Source organism: Pseudomonas sp. A-B-19 (assembly GCF_019947515.1).
Lineage (GTDB): Bacteria > Pseudomonadota > Gammaproteobacteria > Pseudomonadales > Pseudomonadaceae > Aquipseudomonas.
Map to the genome: position 1 here is coordinate 37,259 of NZ_JAGYGN010000004.1, position 19,658 is coordinate 56,916.

Genomic DNA, 19,658 nt, shown 5'->3' on the forward strand with positions numbered 1-19,658 from the left:
AATGGATCTATCGAGAGTTCCTGACTGGCGCGATAAAGGCTGCGCCGGTAGACCCGGCGTCTGAACCAGGAACGACTCGAATGAACAATAAGATCCAGGAACGATTCAACGCCTTGCTCAGCCACAAGGCTGTCGAGGCCGGGGCTCCCCCCGTACTGACTGAGGCACTGGCCCGCCAGTTGCTCGATCGACTGGGGCAACTGCGCCTGTTTGCCCATGCCTACCCTTTGCTGACCAACCTGACCCATGGCCGTGTCACCCCTGGCGACCTGCTGGACTTCGCCTATCGCCACGAGCTGCAAGGTCTGAGCCTGCACTTGCTCGACGGTGAGGAAAACAGCCTGAGTCAAATGACCGCCGCGCAGCTTCAGGCGTTCGCTGCCAAGGCCAATGCACTCGGGCTGGACGTGCATCTGGAAATCAGCAGCACCTTGAAAACAGATGTCGATCAAGTGATCGCCATTGCCAAGGCGCTGGGCACCCGCAATATCCGTGTCTACTCCCGCTACGAAGGAGTGCTGTCGCGGGTCATGGACCTGATCGAGTCAGACCTGCACTACCTCGCGCAGCAGGCAGACGAGCACGACCTGTTCTTCGACTTCGAACAGCATGAAGAACTCAAGAGCGGCGAGATCGCGCAACTGCTGAGCCGCCTGAATCACCCTCGCCTGCACGCCCTGTTCGACTTCGGCAACATGATCAATGCCTGCGAGCAGCCCCTTGCTGCGCTGCGTAACCTGGCGCCGCACATACGCCAGACCCACCTCAAGGGGGTGCGCATCGTCCCCGAGCAAAACGCCTTCGGCCATTACGGCGTGCTGCAGGGCTGTGACGAAGACGACCTGCCCAACGCACGTATGGTGTTCGAGCTGCTGATGCTCGGCGAATCAGCTCCGCAAGTGATCGCTTTCATTCTCGAGCAGGAAAACCACTACGTTGCCCCGGCGTTCCGCCAGATGGACGAAGCCGCCGACCCGTTCATTGCGTACCGGGAAATGAGTGAAACAGCGCTGCCGGAAGGCTTCTCCCTGGAGCAAATGCTGGCCGGTGAACACCGTTGGGCCAACAACCAGGTGGCCTATGTACGAGGTCTGCTGGCCGAGTTCCGCACCCTGGCCGAGTTGACCCTGGCCCATTGCGCTGACGCCTGAACCTGACGTGCCGACCGGCACTGCCTACCCAATCAAGCCTGGAGAACAATAATGACATCCCATGACAAGGCCAAATGGCTCAGATTCCTGATTCTCATCCTCGGTGGCGGCACCATCTACAAACTGGCGAATCTCAAAGACGCCTTCTACATTCCCATGCAAGAGTTCATGGGGCTGTCCCACACTGAAATCGGTGTGCTGCTGAGCGCCAACGCCATCATCGCCACCGCGCTGTTCGTGGTCGGCGGCATGCTCGCCGATCGGTACGATACGCGTAAGCTGATCCCCCTCGGCCTTATCGGTACCGGCAGCCTCGGCCTCTACCTGGCGACCTTTCCGCCCTTCAGCAATCTGCTGATTGTGTTCTGCCTGCTGGCGGTGTGTGCCGACTGCATCTTCTGGCCCTCGCTGCTCAAAGCCATCCGCAACCTGGGTGACGATAAAGAACAGGGGCGCCTGTTCGGCCTTCTTGAAGGCGGACGTGGCGTCATCGATACCCTGGTCGCCTTCTCTGCGCTGGGCGTGTTCGTCGCCATGGGCTCCGGTGAAAACGGTCTGAAGTCGGCGATCCTCTTCTACTCGGTCATCGACATTCTTGCCGGGACCCTGACCTGGCTGCTGCTCAAGAGCGGCAATACCCAGTCGACCGCCAAGCCGAAGAACGGATTATCGAACCTGCTCGAGGCCATCAAGGTGCCGGGCATCTGGCTGGTCAGCCTCAACGTGTTCATGGTCTACATCGTGTACTGCGGCCTGACCTATTTCATTCCCTACCTCAAGGACATGTACGAACTGCCCGTCGCCCTGGTCGGCGCCTATGGCATCATCAACCAGTACTTCCTCAAGATCCTCGGCGGCCCCGCCGGTGGCTTCATTGCCGACAAGCAGTTCAAGAGCTCCAGCCGCTATCTGAAATGGGCATTCCTGGCGTTGTTGCCGCTGATGGGCGTCATCATGCTCATCCCGAAAAGCCCGGATTACATCTACGCCGGCATGGCGGCCACCCTCTCCTTCGCGCTGATTGTGTTTTCCATGCGCGGCGTGTTCTGGGCACCCATGGGCGAAGTCGGTATCCCCCAGCACATCACCGGTTCAGCCTTTGGCATTGGTTGCCTGATCGGCTATGCGCCAGGCATGTTCGCCTACGTCATCTATGGCGCAATCCTTGACCACTTCCCGGGTCAGCAGGGCTACACCTACGTGTTCTCGTTGATGAGCGTATTGGCCATCGTCGGGTTCATGGTCTCCAGCCTGCTGTATCAAGCGGTCCGGAAAAACGCCCCGATCACTGGCAAGGCCAGCGCAGCACAAGCCTGAACATAGGTCGGGCGTACACCTCGCAACACATCGCCGTGCGGCGCTAACCGAAACCTCTCGGTCAGCACCGCACGAGCGCCGCCATCTTGCAGCACTGACGGTGCGCTTGTTGAGCATCCGAAGCTGTCGGTTCGCTATACAGTGAACTACTGTCAATCATGGGCGTGGCGCCCACAGCCAATCTCCAGATATCCGTTGAGTTGCAGGGTTTCCAACCGACTTATCACGATGATCAGGGAACCAGGTCGATGGCAAAAAATGCAAAAGCCGAGTCGGAAAACGCGACCTTTACCGCACAGGAGACTGAGGCGCTGGTCGAGCCTGCCCCTGTTGGCGATGCGGCTCGCAATGGAATCTGGCGCACATGGATCAGGGTCAAGACGCGCAATCTGAGTCGCTCGACCCAGTTTGTCATTGCCGCTGCGGTGATCCTGGGACTGACCATGTTCTTCGTCGGCAAACTGGTGAGCGCACGCATAGAAAGTGCCGCGGTACATAGCGCAGCCGAAGCAGGCGCTCAGTACATGGATACGTTTCTGGAGCCCTATGTGCAGGAGATGAGTCGGGACAACAAACTCTCGCCAGCAAGTGTCCAGTCTCTGGACCACCTCACGGAAAGTCGTTCGCTTAAACATCATATCGTCTCGATCAAGATCTGGCGGGCAGATGGCACGGTGGTCTACAGCACGAATAAATCCATCACCAACCACACATTCCCACTGGATGAGATCACCGAGGCACTCAAGGGCAAAGTAGTCACCGACCTTGAAGGGCTGAACGAGGATGAGAACGAGTTCGAACGCAACCTCAACGTGCCGCTCTATGAGATCTACGCACCCCTGCGGGATTCAACCACCAGGAAAGTCATCGCGGTGGGCGAATTTTATGAAAAGGCCGGTAGTCTCAAGCGCGAGATCAATCGCGTCCGAGAGCAGGTATGGGTGGTCGTTGGCGCCGCGACCCTGGCAATGCTGACGCTGCTTTTTTTCATCGTGCGACGCGGTGACAAGATCATCCAGCGCCAGCAAGTGGCACTGCGCTTAAGGCTGCAGGAGCAAACCCGTCTGCACATCAGCAATGCCGAACTCCAGAGCAAGATGGCGACGGCTACCCAGGAATTTTCCCATGTCAACGAACTCACCTTGAGGCGCATTGGTGCCGACTTGCACGATGGGCCGGCGCAGTTATTGACCTTGATTCTGATCCGGCTCGACGACCTGGCCGAAAACTGCTCCGCTGTCGATCAGGAGTCGCTGGAAACCATTCGTGGCGCCGCCACCGACGCATTGCGCGAGGTCCGCGATTTATCGCGAGGTCTGGCACTTCCGGAAATCAATGAGTTGAGCCTGGCGCAAGAGTTGCAACTGGTGGCGCAACGTCACGAGCAACGCACTGGCACCAAGGTCACATTAGCCCTGGGACTGCTACCGGAGGCCGCGCCACTGCCGCTCAAACTCTGTTTGTACCGTTTTGTGCAAGAAGCCCTCAACAACGCTTACCTGCATGCCAACGGCGAGGGTCAGGTCATCCAGGCGCAATACATTGATGAATTATTGAACATCAGCGTCAGGGACAGTGGTCCAGGCATGGCGGCAGGCGCCATGCAGCAAGGGGCATCCGGCAGAACCCGATTGGGGCTCACCGGTTTGCGTTATCGCATTGAATCTCTGGGCGGGTTGTTCAGCATCGACTCCAGTGCCTCGGGTACGTCGGTCAATGCACAGTTCAAACTCTAGGGGGTGTTCCGGCATCCATTGGTATTTTTGCTGCGCCGTTGTGAAGTCGCCCGACAGCTTCGCGCTCCCTGTAATGCCGTAGCGCCGTGACCGCTTCGACACGATTTCGGGCGTGCAGTTTCTGCATCACGCAGCCCATGTGGTGCTTGACGGTTTTTTCGCTGATCATCAGCTTTGTCGCAACCTCCCTATTGGTCAGCCCCTTTGAAACTTCACGAATGACCTCCTCCTCGCGATGGGTCAGATCAATCGTTTGAATTTGTGCTTCGGGCTTCTTGTCGTTACTCAGCAGTTTGTTGGCGAACTCGGGGGTGATATACGTCTCCCCCCTGGCAACCGACCTGATTGCCAGGACCAGTTCCGGTCCGCTGACACCTTTCAACACATACCCGCGCGCGCCGGCCTCCAGTGCCAGAAAGGCGTCATCTTCGGCTTCCGAAACCGTCAGCATCAGCACCTTTACATTCGTCAGCTGAGTGGAAATGAACCGCACTGCGGCGAACACATCGCCTGGCATATTGACGTCCATCAGCATCACATCCGGACGCACCCGCCGGGCAATGTCCATGGCATCCTGCGCATTGGCGCCCTGATCCACGACCTGAAAATCCGCCCGTTTTCTCAACGTATTGGCCACACCCTCACGCAACATCGGATGATCGTCGGCGATGCAGATGCGAATGGTTGGATTCATGACACGCTCCCGAAACGATCAGCACTCATACACTCATTGATTAATAGCAGGGAACCGGCGACGCCGCCGGTCGCCAGTCGCATGCCCCGGGCTCCTGGCGTTCGGAAATAAGACTTAGGTCGGACAAAACCGGATCGTCAAGGAACAAACACTCTTGAAGATTTATACAATATTGTTACCTAATCTATTGTTTTATAAGGCAATAAAACAAAATAAAAAAACAGAAAGACTCGTAAAGTCCGGATCCTTCTATCATCCGACCAACAGTCGCTCTCCTATACTCCGCACCAGACAAAATCAGGAACAACGTCAAAAGCGACAAACTTCTAACGTAGCGCGTAAACCACCAGGGATACGGTTCTCCAGTTTGATCTGCCCACCAAAGCGATCCGCTATGGCCTTGACGATGGTCAGCCCCAACCCTGCACCCTGATCATTTCCACTGCTGTAAAAACGCTCGAAAAGCCGATCGCGATCCTGCTCATCGATGCCAGGCCCTTCATCCTCGACAGACAGTTCGTAGCTATTCTCCTTTTCGACCAGCCGTACAGTGATGACTCCATGCCTGGGGGAAAAATTCGCCGCATTGGTCACCAGGTTATTCAAGGCAATATCAATCGCGGCCGGGTCGACTCTGGCGAGACTGATGTCGTCGCTGACATCAAAAACCAGTTCAAGCCCCTTGCTCAGCAACCAGGGCGTTAACTGAACCAGACTGTCGCGAACGGTGCTGGCCAGATCAATAGGTGCAGGCGGTTCAGTCCCTGCTGCAGGCTCGATACGAGCCATCGTCAGCAATTGGTTAACCAGTCGGCTGGTACGGTCCACGCCGGCAATCAAGAACTCGAGCGATGCGCGACGATCCTCTTCACTCCCCGCCTCCATCAGGTTTTGCGCGTGAATCCTGAGCACGGCCAGTGGTGTACGCATTTCGTGGGCGGCATCCGCGATAAAGCGTCGCTCGCGCCCCATGACTTCCTGAATTTGCGCGAGCATGCGATTGAGGGCTGCCTGCATGGGCTCAAGCTCGGTGGGTAGCGGCGTCAATTGCAAGGGTTCGAGTGAGCCGGGATGCCGGGCCCGCAGCGTTGCAGCCATGTTGACCAGCGGTTTCAACCCCCAGCCGATGGCCAGCCAGATCATCGCGGCCAGCAGCAAACTCCCCAGAATATTGGGCCACAGCGTGTGGCGTACGATCCGGTCCACCAAGTCCATTCGCACATCGTCCCGTTCGCCGACCCAGATGCGCAGGTTGTTCTGCTTGTCTTCCAGCAGGAAGGCACGCCAATGCCGGTTGTTCATATCGACGACATCGCTGAAGCCTGGTGTGACCGCAGGTGTACTGAAGGACGGAGAACTGGCCGTATGTACCAGCACTTCGTTCCTGGCGTTCCACACCTGAAACGCAATCTTCGTTTCATACGAATGCCCGTCGGCCCTGGGCGTCGCCTCGTTCAGGGCCTGGTTAAACGCCTTGTACAGATCCCCATGGTCCTTGCTTACCATGGGCATACGCATGACGCCTTGCAGCAGGCGAGCATTCTGGGCCAGTTGGGCATCATAGACTTCGGCGATTTCGTGGTTGCTGTCGTGCAGATTCAACACACTGATGACGGCCACGCCAGCGAGCATCAGGCCGATGATCAGGGTCAGGGTGCGACGCCGGATCGAGGTCATCGGCGCTCCTCCACCAGGTAGCCGATACCACGGACGGTGCGGATCAGATCGGTGGAAAATTTCTTGCGCAGGTGATGGATGTGCACCTCCAGGGTGTTGCTTTCGGCTTCCTCGTTCCAGCCGTACAGCAACTGCATCAGGTGATCGCGAGTCATTACCCGGCCAGGTGGCGAGAGCAGTTCGTGGAGCAACTGATATTCCTTGGGCGTCAGGGCCACCGGCTCGCCTTTGTAGCTGACTTGCTGGGTGCCGGGGTTCAGGCTGATACCGGCGTGCTCGATCAGCGATTGTCCACGCCCGGCGCTGCGCCGAAGCAGTGCACGTATGCGCGCCTTCAGTTCTGCCAGGTCGAAAGGCTTGATCAGGTAGTCATCGGCTCCGGCATCCAGACCGGCGATGCGGTCTTCGGTAGCATCGCGCGCGGTCAGGATCAACACCGGCAGATTGGAACTGCTGTCACGCAAGCGTCTGAGCACTTCAAGGCCGTCCATGCGTGGCAGGCCAAGGTCGAGCACCGCCAGATCAAAGATTTCACTAAGCAACGAATGCAAGGCGCTGTTGCCGTCCTGCAACCAGTCGACGGTATAACCTTCACGGCTGAGGGCCTGATGAATGCCCTCGCCGAGCGCCACGTCATCCTCTATGAGTAATAAGCGCACAGGGTCTCCTGTCAGCCGTAATGCTGTTCAATTAAGCGAATGTGATCCTCGTCCTCTGTAGGAGCGAGCTTGCTCCTGCATTTTTCGGCATTACCCTGTCAGCCGAGTTTTTTGTTCACGTCCACCAACAGCGCTTCGATCTCCTTGCGGCGCCCGGTGTCAGCGCTCTCGCGGCCAGGTCGCGGCGCAGCCAGCAAGGCTTTTTGCAGCGCCGCCCTGGCTTCGACATATCGCTTCTGACGGTAAAGGTGATCGCCCCAGAAGTACAGGCTGTCGATACCGTTGGGGTTCATTTGCAATGCCAGCTTGAGCAACTGCTCGGCCCTGTCCGAATCGCCGAAGCCGATGGGCCAGCCCGGTACGCGGTCATAGAGTGCCCCCAGGCTGGTATAGGCTGAGCCTTGCAGGGCCTTGGGGTCCAGGGCCAGGGCTTTTTCCAGGTCGGCCTTGGCATCCTTGACCTTGCTCAGCGCACCCAGCCCTCCCTGGGCGCCCGCCCAGCTACTGGTGACGATGCCAGACCAGATCCAGGCCTCAGCCACTGTTTGGCGTTCCCGTTTGAAGCTCGAAGCCTGGGCGGCCAGTTTTTCAAAAGCCGCGGTTCGTTGTCCCTCGGGCAACTCGTACTGAATGTGCGCCCAGCTTTGCTGGATACCGTCGAGCCGCTGCTGATCGGCAGTGTCCAGCGCCCAGACACTCTGGCTCAATGTGCCAAGCAGCAGGCAGGCGATGATCTTGTTCATGGTTCGGGATTCTCCTGGTCGGGTTTCTGGCTCAGGCGGCGGATCAGAGGCAATTGTTTGCGCAAACCACGGTCCACCAGATGGGGCAGGAAGCTGTTCAGGCGTACAAAAAAACGCTCTGGCCAGCCCAGGTACAAGTCGCGACGGTCACCGGCAATGGCGTGAATCACCGCGGCCGCCACGGTTTGCGGGTCGTCGACATTGGCCTTGAGCGCATCGTTCAGCGCCTGGGCCGCCGGGCTGTTCATGCTGGTACGGGTCGCTCGCGGGGCAACGTAAAGCACGCTGACCCGGGTGTCCGCCAACTCCCGGCGCAGGGCTTCGGAGAACCCGCGCAGGGCAAACTTGGTGGCACAGTAACTGGCGTAGCCGGGGTAGCCAATGGAGCCATAGGTCGAACCGACGTTCACCACCATGGCACTGTCGGCCTGCTTGAGCAGTGGCAACATCAGTTTTGTCAGGCACATCGGCGCGCCGATGTTCACCGCAAGCATCGAATTGATCTCGCTGTCGTCGAGCTGTTCGAGCATGGCGAAATGGTTGACCCCGGCGGCATTGATCAGCAGGTTGATGCCACCGGAGCTCCGGGCCTGCTCCAGCACCTGGCGGCGGTCGCAGAGTAACGTCAGGTCTGCACGGACCCAGCACAGGTTACGAGGATAAAGCTCCAGCAGCGGCGCCAACGGTTCCCGATGTCGAGCCACCGCCAGCACCCGGGCACCACTGGCGCACAGTGCGGTGGCGATGGCCAGGCCGATGCCGCCGCTGGCACCGGTCAACACCACGCGAGCTTCAGACAGGCGCATGCAGGTTCTCCCCGTTACGCGGCAAGCCACGAAACATATCGGTGTAGAGCCGGTACACCACTTTGGCGGCATGAATGACGGCGGCCTGGTCGTGCGGATCATCCAGTCTGTTCATCAGTCGGCGATAGGTCTGCATATGCTGGACATCCAGCGAGCCGTGGGAACTGAGGTAGCTGAAGGCGCTTTGTGGCAAGTCCAGGCGCTGGCGAATGCTGTCGGCGGCTTGGGTGGCCAAAGCGATGCTCGTGCCTTCGAGTACGTTGACCATGCCGAACAGTCCCACCGGATTGTCCCTGGCGATCAGGTCGTAGAGGAAGCTGACCATCAATTCGATCGGCAATGACGGACACCCGTCACGTACAGCGTCCCTGTCACCGCCGCTGGCTTCAATGTCATTGAGCACCCATTGTTCGTGACCGTATTCGTCCTCGATGTATTCACATACCGCTTCGCGCAGCCATTCCAGACGTAATGGCAGGCGCGCACCACAGGCCATCATCAACGGCACGGTATGGCGTACGTGGTAATAGGCCTGTGCCAGAAAGGCCCGGTAACTTTCCAGGCTGACGTCGCCCTGCAGCGCATCGCGGATGATCGGCAGGTCGAACAACTCGATGCGTTCTTGCTCAGTGGCTTGGTGCAGCGTGTCAAAAAAGCTCATGGTGCGGATTCCTCGGAAAATTCGGATTCTCTCAACGACCCCCGGTAGCGTTCGACGATGGCGTCACGGCGGGGCCGGCCATTGGCGGTGAGCAAGCCGTTGGTGGCGGTGAAGGGTTGGTCGAGCCGGCTCCAGCGGTGGACCCGGGCGTACTCGGGCAGTGCCTCGTTGGCCTGGGCCACGGCGGCGGCCAGTTGTTCGTCGGTGCAGTCCGGACGGTGGGGCCAAAGCAGCGCATGGTTGTGAGGCATGGCCTCGCCATAGACGAAGGCCTGGGCGACAGGCCCGCGCTGGGTCAATTCGGCTTCCACCCACTCGGGGTTTACGTTGCGTCCGTAACTGGTGACGAATTGATGTTTCTTGCGCCCCTTGAGGTAGAGAAAACCCTCGGCGTCGAACTCGCCGAGATCGCCGCTGGGCCACCATTGGGCGGTGTGCGGCGCCTCTCCCAGATAGCCCAGCAAGGTTGAGCCCTTGATCAGCACTTCGCCGTCGTCCGCCAGGCGAATCTGCACATGGGGCAGCGGCTGTCCGACACTGCCGGGGCGCCACGCTCGCGGGCGATTGAGGCACACCACCGATGCGCATTCCGACAGTCCGTAACCCTCGTAAACCGGTACACCCACGCGCTCTGCCCGATGCAGTAGATCTTGGCAAACCCGGGCACCGCCCACGGCGGCAAAACGCAGGTACTGTGGGTCGAAAGCCTTCTGCTCCGCAGCACTGACCAGCATCAGCAACAACTGCGGCACCAGAATCAGGCTCTGGGGCGAACGGCCGGCCAGACAACCCAACAATTGCGGCACATCCACACCGCTGGCGCCTTCGATCCCCAGGGTTTTCTGGCTGGGCAGGCTCAAGGTAGCGCCAGCATACAGTGCGGCGTAACAACCGATGTTCTCCAGCAAAATGGCCAGCGGCAGCAGCGCCAGGTGATGTTGCGGATCGGTGGGCTGGCTGGCCAGGTGCAGCTCGCGAGCGACCCGCAGAATGCTGTCGGCACTCAAGCACACGCCCTTGGGCGTGCCTGTAGTGCCCGAGGTGAAGGTCAACCTGGCGGTGCCGTCAGGCATCCGGTTCGGGCTACTGAAGGTGCGGTGCCAGAACTCGCCGTACTGCCGATACCCGGCCGCTTGCAGCTCGTCGTGCAGTTGCGGCTCGCTAATGACGTGTTCGGCCTGGCTCTGCTCCAGGCAATGTTTGCGTTGCGCCGGACTGAAAAAAGGCGGCAAGGCCACGCAGGTCAACCCCTCGAACAACGCGGCCAGGTCCCAAAGCATGGCTTCGACACCATTGTCCAGCGCCAGTGCGACCACCCTGACCCGTTCATCGCGCAGGCGCTGCTGGCGATAAATGATCTCGGCATACAGCGTGGCGTAGTCCAGCTTCAGATGATCGCCCCACAAGGCAATGGCGTTGTTTTTTTGCTCAGCATGATGACGCAGGGTCTGTTTGAAACGCTCCATTTCAGGCGACATGGCAAGCCCCTTCAATCGAGGTCGGCAAGCCCAGGCGACTGAACAGGCCTATGTTGCGCAAATGAATGAACCCCGAGCGGATATTGCCAACATGAACCCACGGCTTGCTTTCGTAGTAACTGCCCCAGGCGTGGCGGTCTTCGCCCAGACGCGCCGGGTCGGCAGCACACAGGGTCACGGGCTTCAAGCCAAGGCGATGAAAACTATTGACCAGCCCCAGGTTCCCGGTAAAGGCGACCCATTCCAGCCCCCCCATAGCCAGCAGGTAAGTCATCGCAATGATGCTCATTCGTGCGCTGCCGGTGTCGCTGGCAGCCAGGTTGCCTACCTCGACAATGGCCGACCGGCCTACGGTCCGGTCGGCAGCGGCACTGATCAGCGGATCGACCGCCTCGTCCAGGTAACCTTCCAGAAACAGTGGCCCGGCGCTCGCCAGACGCACCCCGACCACCGCACAGAGCGCGCCGGACGCATCGCTCATGCCAAACAGTTCCGGCATGAAATGGCGAATATCGGCACCGTGGGCGCTACGAAAACGTTGCTGGATAAAGTCTTCGAAGACACACCGTTGCGCAGCGTCCGGCAAGGCCCTGACGAGATACATCTGCTGTGCTTCGGCCAGGCCAAATTGCAGCGGCAACTGAACGTTCCAGTTGAAATCGGACATTGAAAATCATCTCCCCCGGATCAATTGGGGAGAAGTATCAAAGGCATTTCTTAACGAAGTCTGAAGGTGACATAACGATTGTCGTCTTGCGTATCGGTACGTGACTTGCCTGCGCAGCGCAGGCCGGAACCCCGACCAACGCCAGTCACAACAACTCGTCCACCGTCATGGCGCGGGTGTTCCGGGAGCAAGCCTGAAAGCGCGTCAACGCCCCTAGGGTCGGGACACAGTGATCGGTGACAAGGGTACGCTCTGCGTGACTTTGGCCATCTGGGTTATTTCCACCTGCACCTGGTCCTTGCCCAGCAGGTAGTCGGCCAGCTTCTGGGAGAACGGCCAATAGTTCAGTGCGGCCGTCAGGGTCAGTGGCCCGACGGCGTCGGCCGGCACCAGGAAGGAGAACTCCCCGATATCGTAGCCCTTGGGCAGAATGCGGTTGTCCGAGAGAATCTGCGTGGCATTCCAGACCTCGACGTCCAACGGATTGCCGTCCTCGTCGCCGATGTGCACTTTGAAGTTTCGCGTGTTGTCCTCGGTCTTGCCGTCCTTGATCGCACCCAGTCGATAGAGCTCGCGACCACTGGCATCCTGCACCCGGAAATCGATCCACATCTCCCGTCCCTCCGGAAAACCGGTCGGCAGCTTGTGCCCGGCGCCGACGTTGGAAACTTTGACGGCCACCGAGTTGTATTGCCCTGGAATGATGGCCGCCGGCAGTTGCTGGAAGGTTATTTCCCCCGCTCGCGCAAGCATGTCGCGCGCGCGTTGCGCGCCCACTTCCTGACCGAGATGCTTGAGCATCATCGCGTTGGCTCCGCTGAACCAATGCGAGGCGACCTCCTCGCGGTCTGGCCCCATGATCGCGGCCTTGCCCGCAAAACCCGGCATATGGCAGCTCTGGCAGGTTACGCCGTTGAGGCTGTAGGCGCTCTCCTGCCATTCGTCATAGGTACGCTCGACCGCCACGCTGCTGAACGGGTGCGTGACGTTGTGGCAGGTGGCGCAAAAGTCCGAGCGCGTGTGCAGAGCCGAATACACGGTGTCGTGATAAGGCGAAACGGCGTCTTTACGTGGGCCGAACTTGGTGGGTTTGCCATGCGCCCGAGGGCTCAGGACATAGGCGCCGTTATCGAGGCCCGTGCGGGCACTGATGTTGTGGCAGGTCTCGCAATCGACCCCGGGCATCGGATGATTCTTCGCACTGTCTTCAATTGAAGAGCGGTTGACCTGCGAATTGATTTGCCCGGTCGTGAGACCGATCGGGGTGTGGCAACCGGTGCAGAAGTTATCGACCTTCCCCTCGGTGGCCGAACTCGCACGCTTGAGCAAGGCCCGATAGATGGGTTCATCCCAGGCCTGGGACATCATCGATGAGCGCCACTGTTTGTAAATCTCTGTATGGCAAGCACCACAGACCTGGGCATTGTCGAAGTCTTTTATATTCAACAACAGGTTGCCGGTGGTATTGGCCCGATGCGGAAAGAACGGCATCGCGCCAGTCACGTGCATTATCCTGGAGCGTGCCGGCTCCAGCCACTTATCATTGTTTTGATTGTCATTACTCTGAGGTTCGTCAGCCGCCATCAGCGTTACCGTCAGCAGGCAAGCCAGAAAACACAACCCGCGCAGCGCTACCTGCACACGCGTATATCTGGAGTGGCTCATAAGCATTTCCCCTGGACGGTTGCAGAGGAGGACAGCAGCACTTCTATTGAGTAGCCAGGGGTATCTCGAGATGCAACCCGATGGTTACACGCTATCACTCAATGGGGTACTGACAGCTCCACAGGTTCCCGACGCTGCACTTTTCAGGAACGGGACAAGCTCTCACTCAGCAATTACTTTGCCAGCGTTGTGTAAAACAGGTGCGAGCCCCGCAAACATTGGCCAGAGGTTGAAATATCGTGTTAGAAGAGACGCGAATACTGCTGGGGAATGGCGCCCCGTTTGTGGGGCAGGTCACGCCGAAATCGGGGGCCACTCACTCGATGGGAGGAAGACAACCAGTTCGTTGGCAGCTTCTGTTCTCTGGAGCGGCATGCGTCACCAGACAAATTCCCTAATCACAAACTGCCCCGTCCGCGGATCGAACTGGCGCACAAAGTGAACGTGCCTGGAACCGAAGCGCTGATCGCTGAACCCAGAGCCTCTGATCACCTCGAAGCGGTTTATCCGGTGGATCGGTATGAAGTGCCGGTTGTGCATCGGTACGAAATGCCGGTTTCCCATATGAAACGAGCCACTGTGGAAGTGGTGGAATTGCCCGCATTGCTGTGGCTGCCCACTGACCAGAACGGCCGGGTGAGGATTTTGACCGAGGCCGCCACCGCTGATTGCCTCCAGGGAGAGGCTGCTCGCCAGAAGCCCCGCGACCAGGAGCAGGAGTTGCTTGAAGATACGCATAGCGCCACCTCCGACGGTCCCCCCACACTAAATTATAGTCGGCCATGGACCCCGGCCTGGCCTTGGCGCTGAAGCAGGTATCTAGCAAAACGGCCCTGAGGTCACTCGCTTTCAAGTGGATCAGAATCGTCTATGACGAAAAAGCTTACTTGCAGGCTTTAACGCGGCGCGGATCAACTGAAGATCAAAATCAAAAGATCGCAGCCTTCGGCAGCTCCTACGTCGATCATCTGTAGGAGCTGCCGAAGGCTGCGATCTGGGTCTGATGCTTCAAAGGGTCAAACGGTTTTACCCGTCTTTGCCTGGATTTTCGTCAGCTCAGCGCAGTGCAGGAATACCCGCAAACAGCCAAGTCTCCTGAACCGGCATTGCCTCGTTGCGCTTACGCGCCCACTGAGTCAGCGCCACCATCATCGCAAAGCCGAGCACGATCAACACCGGATAGGCCATCAGCAACTCGGTGAGCGAATATTTCCAGGCCAGTGGTCGACCGACACCGAGCATGGCGGCATACAGCCAGGACACACCCGACAGTGCGCCAGAGAACAGGGCAAACATTCGCACACTGACCTTGAGATCAAGCAGCGACCCGGCCTTCAGCATTGCCGGCAATACAAAGCGGTGCAGCAACATGCCGTTGAACGTCAACAACAATACAATGATGACTTTGGCTTGAAGTTTTGGATTGGCAAAATAGTTCATGCCTTTGTCCAGATAATCAATGCCTATTACCGCGGCTCCAGTGATCCACAAGAATATCAACGCATTGGCAACAGACGTCTGAAGACTGGCCATATGTTCATTATCGTGCCCCGACGATAGACGACCGTTCCATAAATCCTTGACCATTGCCGCATCGCTGGCAAACACCAGGCCAATCGCTACGCAGCAAGCCAACAGGTGAACGTAAACAACACCTAAACGCAAAAACTCCATGGATTCTTTCTGGCCGATCAGGCCGATCATTGTATTAATATCCAAGATGACATCTCCACTTAGAGCAGCAGTGCAAATTGACCATGCCCCAGGCGTGCGAATTATTTATTCGCACCTGCAAGATCAAGTTCGCAATGATTGAAGCAACTTAATAATCAGGTATTACAAGAGGGAGCGACTCGCCCAGCGAGTCAGTGATGACGGCATACTATCACTCCAGGTCTCAGGTAAAAAAAATCCCCATGTGCATTCCATTCAATGCAGATGAGGTATACGTCCTTTTTATTAGTGAGCGCAGCGCGACCGCTCAACGGGGCTCGCCTGCTGGAACATCAGAGCGAAGCCTATCAAAATCGTTCATTTTTTGAGCAAAATGCTCGACAAACGGTACCAAATCCAGCACCAGGGAGTACCTGTCTCCCTGGCTGAAACCGGCGTAGCCAAGGGACTGAATCATTTCCAATGCTATTCCGGAAAAAACCGCCATCGCGCTGTATGCCCATCGCCTGACCCACGCTTGCTCAAGCCAGTAACTGAGCGATCCACCGGGCCTGGCGCGCGAAGTCCTGCACCTTTTCCTCGGGCACAGCCTGTTGCACCCGGGCCAAGTGGGTCAGGGTCTTCTGTTTCTGGCGCAACTTGCGCTGCCACTTGAGCAGGAACGCCGGACTGCGGGCCTGCATCTGCAATGGGCCGAAGTACAGCTGCTGGGCGGTGTACATCACCGGCCCGGTGCGCTCGGCGACGATGATTTCGTAGTCGAAACGGTTTTCCCGCAGCACTTCCTCGCAGAGGATGCGGTAGCCATTGTCCATCAGCCATTGGCGCAGTGGCTGTTCGCCGCCGTTGGGTTGCAGGATCAGGCGCTCCCGACCGTTCAGGTACGCCTTGCCGCTGTCGAGGATGTCGCGAATCGTTTCGCCGCCCATGCCGCAGAGGCTGATTGCCGTGATCCCGTCTCCCGGCTCGATTGCCGCCAGGCCGTTGGCCAGGCGCACGGTGATCTGCGAGTCCAGGCCGTTCTCGCGCACGGTGCGGTTGGCCGCGTGGAACGGCGTCAACGCCACCTCGCCGGCCACCGCCGCCGCGATGGCGCCACGGCGCATCAGCGCCACCGGCAGGTAGCCGTGATCCGAGCCGATATCGGCCAGGCACGCGCCGGCTGGCACATGCGCCGCCACGCGCTCCAGGCGCATGGACAATGTCTGTTCGTTCACTTGCGGCCCCTTTTCACCACGAGCGTCCGGCGCCTTTGGCCGGATCGGGGCGCGATTGTGTCGAGCAACGCCGTGCATTTCAAATTTATGTGGCCAGGTTTATGTGAGCAGGGTCACTGCCCCTTCACGCAATCACTTGCGCATACACCGATCTGTCGACGTTGCCACCGGACAGAATCACCCCCACCCGGCTTCCCGACATGGCTTCACGCTCGGAAATGAGCGCTGCCAGTGCCGCCGCACCGGCCCCCTCAGCCAGGTTATGGGTATCGGTGTAATACACGCGCATGGCCTCGGCAATCTGCGCATCACTGACCGCTACGATCCGCGCAGCACCTTGCGCGTAGACGGCAAAGGCCTCAGGCACCGGCTTGCGTACGGCCAGACCGTCGGCAAAGGTAGTTGCCGAAGCAGTTTCGCACAGGACTCCGGTGTCAAACGACAACTGTGCGGCCGCCGCCTCGGTGGAAACCACGCCCACCACCCGGGTGTTCAGGCCCAGCGCATCGCGGGCGGCGATTACCCCGCAAATCCCCGAGCCACAGCCAATCGGTACATAAACGGTATCCAGGTCCGGCGCTGCGTTGAACAGCTCCAGCGCATAAGTGGCGACACCTTTGACCAGCTCGGTATGAAACGGCGGAACCAGGAACAGGTCATGCACACGTGCAAGGCGTGCAGCCTCTTCACGGGCCTCATCGAAATCGCGCCCATACTCGACCACTTCAGCGCCAAAGCCGCGCATGGCGTTGTTCTTTTCTACCGAGTTACCTTGCGGCACCACGATCAACGCCCGCAAACCCAATGCGCCAGCGGCCAGCGCCAGGCTCTGGCCATGGTTGCCGCGGGTAGCGCTGACAATGCCCTTCGCGTCTGGGTGTTCGCGCTTGAGCCAATGCATGAAGGTAATACCGCCGCGCACTTTGAAAGCCCCGGTAGGCGTGTGATTTTCGTGCTTGACCCACACCGTGCACCCCAACCGCCGGGCTAGCAACGGCCAAGGGTATTGGGCGGTGGCCGGCATGACCTGGTAAACGTTGCGTGCAGCCTGTTCGATATCGTCGCGAGTGAGTCTGTGCATGATTTATCCCCCTGAGATTTTGCCCAGTCTGGACACGGGCGCAGTACGCCGGCTTTCAAAAAACCGACCTGACTTTTGTCCCCCCTCTTCATTACTATGGCGTTCATGAGCCATCGAAATCGCCTGCCGCCAACGCTCCTGTCCGAACCGGTCCGCCGTATTGAGGCCGGCCCCTGGGTGATCGAATTGCTCCCCGGCCGCGCCTACGCGACCCGTTATGTGGCGACCCAGGCGGGAATCGGCTTTGCCTTCGACAGCCAGCGAGGCCTGCACGCTATCGGCAGTGACCGAATACGCCCTTTCGATGCCGTGCCCAACGGCCTGGCGTTCGTTCCCGCCGGGTGTGACGTGCTGTCCGAATCAGCCACGGGCGGTGAATACCTGCGGGTGATGCGCACCGACGGTATTGCGTTGGTGGGCGATCGTGCCTTCAACAATCGCATCGACCGGCAGGCCACTGCCCTCGCGTGGCGAATGCGCGCCGCGCTGTTGCACGCCTCCGTGGAGGACGATTGGGAGGCCTGGGCACTGGCATTGTCTGCACGGGCGACGAATGGCGAAGCGCTGCCATCACCGGCCCATGGCTCGATTACCGGTTACCGGATGCGCTTGCTCGATGAGTTCATTGATGCTGGCCTCGATGGCCCGTTGAGCGTACCGGCGATGGCGGGCCTGCTTGGATTGTCCGAAGGCTATTTCATGCGGGCCTTCAAAAACGCCACAGGCAAAAGCCCGCACGCTTACCTGATCGACCGACGCCTCGCCAGGGCCCGAGCCTTGATGCGCGATTCGACCGCCACGCTGACGGAGATCGCCTACGCCTGCGGTTTCAACTCCCAGGCACACATGGCGACCACCTTCAAGCAACGCCTTGGCGTGAGCCCGGCGCAGTTGCGTCAAGGTTCAAGTTTCAGTTAGCGCCGGGTTTGGATGTTTGCGATAGGCCGATGGTCGTTGCACTTCGGTTGTCGCCGGCGTTTGACTAAGCTTAATGAATCAGGGCGAGCTGAAACTTGTGTGATGGCGGCCATCAACGGATCTGGATGGGCATCAAGACGGTACTCCCAAAGGAGACGACTATGTACGCGGTGATAAGAACCTACCTGGGTACGGGAGCGAAGCAGCTTTTCGAACGTCTGGAAGAGCGTAAAGACGACATCGAAGCGACCTTGCGGACAGTGCCTGGCCTCGTCAGCTACACATTGCTCAATACGGGCGACGGTGGTACAGCGATCACTGTTTGCATAGACAAGGCCGGCTGCGATGCGAGCCTGAAAGTAGCGCGTGACTGGATTCAGAAAAACACCTCGAGTATCCGCGCGAATCCGCCGATCGTAACGGAAGGTCCGGTCCTGGTGCAGATCAACTAGGGGGCGTGCTGGCGAGTGCTATACTTTTTTTCAGTTTGCAAGAAGTGTGCAACGTTCCCCACGGCACAGCTACTGACTGCAAATCTCGGTTATTAACGGCTGCCGGACAGAGGAGGTCTACGGCAAACTTGGGTTTGGAGGTGTGGCATGAATCGGCACTATTACATCAGTGACAATCTCAACGATCTCGAAACAGTTGAAAATGAGTTGGAAGCCAGCGGCATCAACTCCGAACAGATTCATGTACTTAGTGAAAAAGTTGCTGATGTCGAAGAACATCACCTCCACGAGGTCAACTCGTTAATGGAACAAGATGCTGTTCACTCCGGTGAGGTTGGTGCTGTAGTCGGTCTGCCCCTCGCAGCACTGGTCCTGGGTGGCGCCTATTGGATGGGCTGGACCGAAACCGCCGCAGGCTGGACGCCTTTTGTCTTCCTTGCCATTGTCATTTTGGGCTTCTGTATCTGGGAAGGCGGTTTTTTTGGGTTCCAGGTGCCGAACACTCACTTCCGCAATTTCCAGCAGGTGGTAAAAGAGGGCAAACATATTTTCTTCGTGGATGTTGAGCCGGATCAGGAACCGATCCTGGACCAGGTAATCGATCATCATCCAAATCTGAAGATCGCCGGCACGGGAGCGGCAGCCCCCCACTGGACAGTGGCCTGGCAGCACAAATGGCATCAGTTCAAGCGAGTGATATCGGGTTAGCGTCTGGAAACTGATGGCCATCCGAAAGCGGCTTATTGGCCGAAGAAGCTGACCCGGCTGAGGAAAACATAGTCTGCCTCGGTGGCCATCAGTCCGACGAGCACCAGTAAACACAAAGGCGGCACCAATATGGCATAAACCAGGGCCAACCGCTCCCAGGCCATATGCATGAAGATGGAGACAATTAAACCTGCCTTCAACAACATGAAGGTGATAATCAGGAACCACCGAAGGTAGCCATGGAAGTGGAAATAGTCGACCAGGTACGACATCGTGCTGAGGACGAATAACAGCCCCCAGATTTTAAGGTACAAACTGATTGGATGTTGCTGACTCTGAGCCTGTGCCATCACC

The 19,658-nt window shown here is 58.6% G+C and carries 20 protein-coding genes; 6 read left to right on the plus strand and 14 right to left on the minus strand.

The genetic code is table 11. The features are described from left to right. Positions 1 to 80 precede the first annotated feature (80 nt). From KGA81_RS05765 to KGA81_RS05775, 3 genes are all read left to right on the plus strand, one after another. Complete coding sequence (locus tag KGA81_RS05765) at positions 81 to 1,151, plus strand: sugar phosphate isomerase/epimerase family protein (RefSeq protein WP_223544942.1); 1,071 nt, start codon at positions 81 to 83, stop codon at positions 1,149 to 1,151. Positions 1,152 to 1,202: 51 nt separating this feature from the next. Beyond that, a complete protein-coding gene (locus KGA81_RS05770) occupies positions 1,203 to 2,468 on the plus strand; it encodes an MFS transporter (protein ID WP_223544943.1) in 1,266 nt (421 codons plus the stop codon). A gap of 248 nt (positions 2,469 to 2,716) precedes the next feature. Further along, positions 2,717 to 4,204 carry a sensor histidine kinase gene (locus tag KGA81_RS05775; protein WP_223544944.1) on the plus strand — a complete coding sequence of 496 codons (1,488 nt, stop codon included), beginning with the start codon at positions 2,717 to 2,719 and terminating at the stop codon, positions 4,202 to 4,204. Here the strand turns inward: KGA81_RS05775 and KGA81_RS05780 are convergent. From KGA81_RS05780 to KGA81_RS05840, 13 genes are all read right to left on the minus strand, one after another. After that, the gene (locus tag KGA81_RS05780; RefSeq protein ID WP_223544945.1) at positions 4,194 to 4,898 is read right to left on the minus strand and encodes a response regulator; all 705 of its coding nucleotides are present in this window, start codon (positions 4,896 to 4,898) and stop codon (positions 4,194 to 4,196) included. The two genes, KGA81_RS05775 and KGA81_RS05780, sit on opposite strands and share 11 nt — an antisense overlap. A 309-nt stretch (positions 4,899 to 5,207) precedes the next feature. Beyond that, on the minus strand, positions 5,208 to 6,575 hold the full coding sequence (locus KGA81_RS05785) for a sensor histidine kinase (RefSeq protein ID WP_223544946.1): 1,368 nt from the start codon (positions 6,573 to 6,575) through the stop codon (positions 5,208 to 5,210). Continuing rightward, the gene (locus tag KGA81_RS05790; RefSeq protein ID WP_223544947.1) at positions 6,572 to 7,234 is read right to left on the minus strand and encodes a response regulator; all 663 of its coding nucleotides are present in this window, start codon (positions 7,232 to 7,234) and stop codon (positions 6,572 to 6,574) included. The genes KGA81_RS05785 and KGA81_RS05790 overlap by 4 nt, the downstream gene beginning before the upstream one ends. A gap of 98 nt (positions 7,235 to 7,332) precedes the next feature. Further along, the gene (locus KGA81_RS05795) at positions 7,333 to 7,977 is read right to left on the minus strand and encodes a tetratricopeptide repeat protein (protein WP_223544948.1); all 645 of its coding nucleotides are present in this window, start codon (positions 7,975 to 7,977) and stop codon (positions 7,333 to 7,335) included. Continuing rightward, positions 7,974 to 8,783 carry an SDR family oxidoreductase gene (locus tag KGA81_RS05800; RefSeq protein ID WP_223544949.1) on the minus strand — a complete coding sequence of 270 codons (810 nt, stop codon included), beginning with the start codon at positions 8,781 to 8,783 and terminating at the stop codon, positions 7,974 to 7,976. The genes KGA81_RS05795 and KGA81_RS05800 overlap by 4 nt, the downstream gene beginning before the upstream one ends. Then, complete coding sequence (locus KGA81_RS05805) at positions 8,770 to 9,444, minus strand: TenA family transcriptional regulator (RefSeq protein WP_223544950.1); 675 nt, start codon at positions 9,442 to 9,444, stop codon at positions 8,770 to 8,772. The genes KGA81_RS05800 and KGA81_RS05805 overlap by 14 nt, the downstream gene beginning before the upstream one ends. After that, the gene (locus KGA81_RS05810) at positions 9,441 to 10,922 is read right to left on the minus strand and encodes an AMP-binding protein (RefSeq protein ID WP_223544951.1); all 1,482 of its coding nucleotides are present in this window, start codon (positions 10,920 to 10,922) and stop codon (positions 9,441 to 9,443) included. The genes KGA81_RS05805 and KGA81_RS05810 overlap by 4 nt, the downstream gene beginning before the upstream one ends. Then, on the minus strand, positions 10,912 to 11,589 hold the full coding sequence (locus tag KGA81_RS05815; protein WP_223544952.1) for a thermostable hemolysin: 678 nt from the start codon (positions 11,587 to 11,589) through the stop codon (positions 10,912 to 10,914). The genes KGA81_RS05810 and KGA81_RS05815 overlap by 11 nt, the downstream gene beginning before the upstream one ends. Positions 11,590 to 11,802: 213 nt before the next feature. Then, on the minus strand, positions 11,803 to 13,254 hold the full coding sequence (locus tag KGA81_RS05820) for a multiheme c-type cytochrome (protein ID WP_223544953.1): 1,452 nt from the start codon (positions 13,252 to 13,254) through the stop codon (positions 11,803 to 11,805). Between the two features lie 378 nt (positions 13,255 to 13,632). Beyond that, a complete protein-coding gene (locus KGA81_RS05825) occupies positions 13,633 to 13,992 on the minus strand; it encodes a hypothetical protein (protein ID WP_223544954.1) in 360 nt (119 codons plus the stop codon). Positions 13,993 to 14,310: 318 nt separating this feature from the next. Beyond that, positions 14,311 to 14,958: a hypothetical protein gene (locus KGA81_RS05830; protein WP_223545190.1), complete on the minus strand. Its 648-nt coding sequence runs from the start codon at positions 14,956 to 14,958 to the stop codon at positions 14,311 to 14,313. 491 nt (positions 14,959 to 15,449) lie between these two features. Beyond that, the gene (locus KGA81_RS05835; protein WP_317850773.1) at positions 15,450 to 16,145 is read right to left on the minus strand and encodes a tRNA (adenine(22)-N(1))-methyltransferase; all 696 of its coding nucleotides are present in this window, start codon (positions 16,143 to 16,145) and stop codon (positions 15,450 to 15,452) included. A 124-nt stretch (positions 16,146 to 16,269) separates the two neighbouring features. Further along, positions 16,270 to 17,226 (minus strand): threonine dehydratase, encoded by a 957-nt coding sequence (locus KGA81_RS05840; protein WP_223544956.1) that lies wholly within the window; start codon positions 17,224 to 17,226, stop codon positions 16,270 to 16,272. 105 nt (positions 17,227 to 17,331) lie between these two features. Here KGA81_RS05840 and KGA81_RS05845 point away from each other — a divergent pair, with 105 nt between their 5' ends. The 3 genes from KGA81_RS05845 to KGA81_RS05855 all read left to right on the plus strand — a co-directional run bounded on the left by KGA81_RS05845 (position 17,332) and on the right by KGA81_RS05855 (position 19,304). After that, positions 17,332 to 18,144 carry a helix-turn-helix transcriptional regulator gene (locus KGA81_RS05845; protein WP_223544957.1) on the plus strand — a complete coding sequence of 271 codons (813 nt, stop codon included), beginning with the start codon at positions 17,332 to 17,334 and terminating at the stop codon, positions 18,142 to 18,144. A 161-nt stretch (positions 18,145 to 18,305) separates the two neighbouring features. Beyond that, positions 18,306 to 18,596 (plus strand): hypothetical protein, encoded by a 291-nt coding sequence (locus KGA81_RS05850; RefSeq protein ID WP_223544958.1) that lies wholly within the window; start codon positions 18,306 to 18,308, stop codon positions 18,594 to 18,596. 147 nt (positions 18,597 to 18,743) lie between these two features. Beyond that, complete coding sequence (locus tag KGA81_RS05855; RefSeq protein ID WP_223544959.1) at positions 18,744 to 19,304, plus strand: magnesium transporter; 561 nt, start codon at positions 18,744 to 18,746, stop codon at positions 19,302 to 19,304. 32 nt (positions 19,305 to 19,336) lie between these two features. Here the strand turns inward: KGA81_RS05855 and KGA81_RS05860 are convergent, their stop codons facing one another. After that, the gene (locus tag KGA81_RS05860; RefSeq protein ID WP_223544960.1) at positions 19,337 to 19,654 is read right to left on the minus strand and encodes a cytochrome C oxidase subunit IV family protein; all 318 of its coding nucleotides are present in this window, start codon (positions 19,652 to 19,654) and stop codon (positions 19,337 to 19,339) included. Between the last annotated feature and the right edge of the window lie 4 nt (positions 19,655 to 19,658).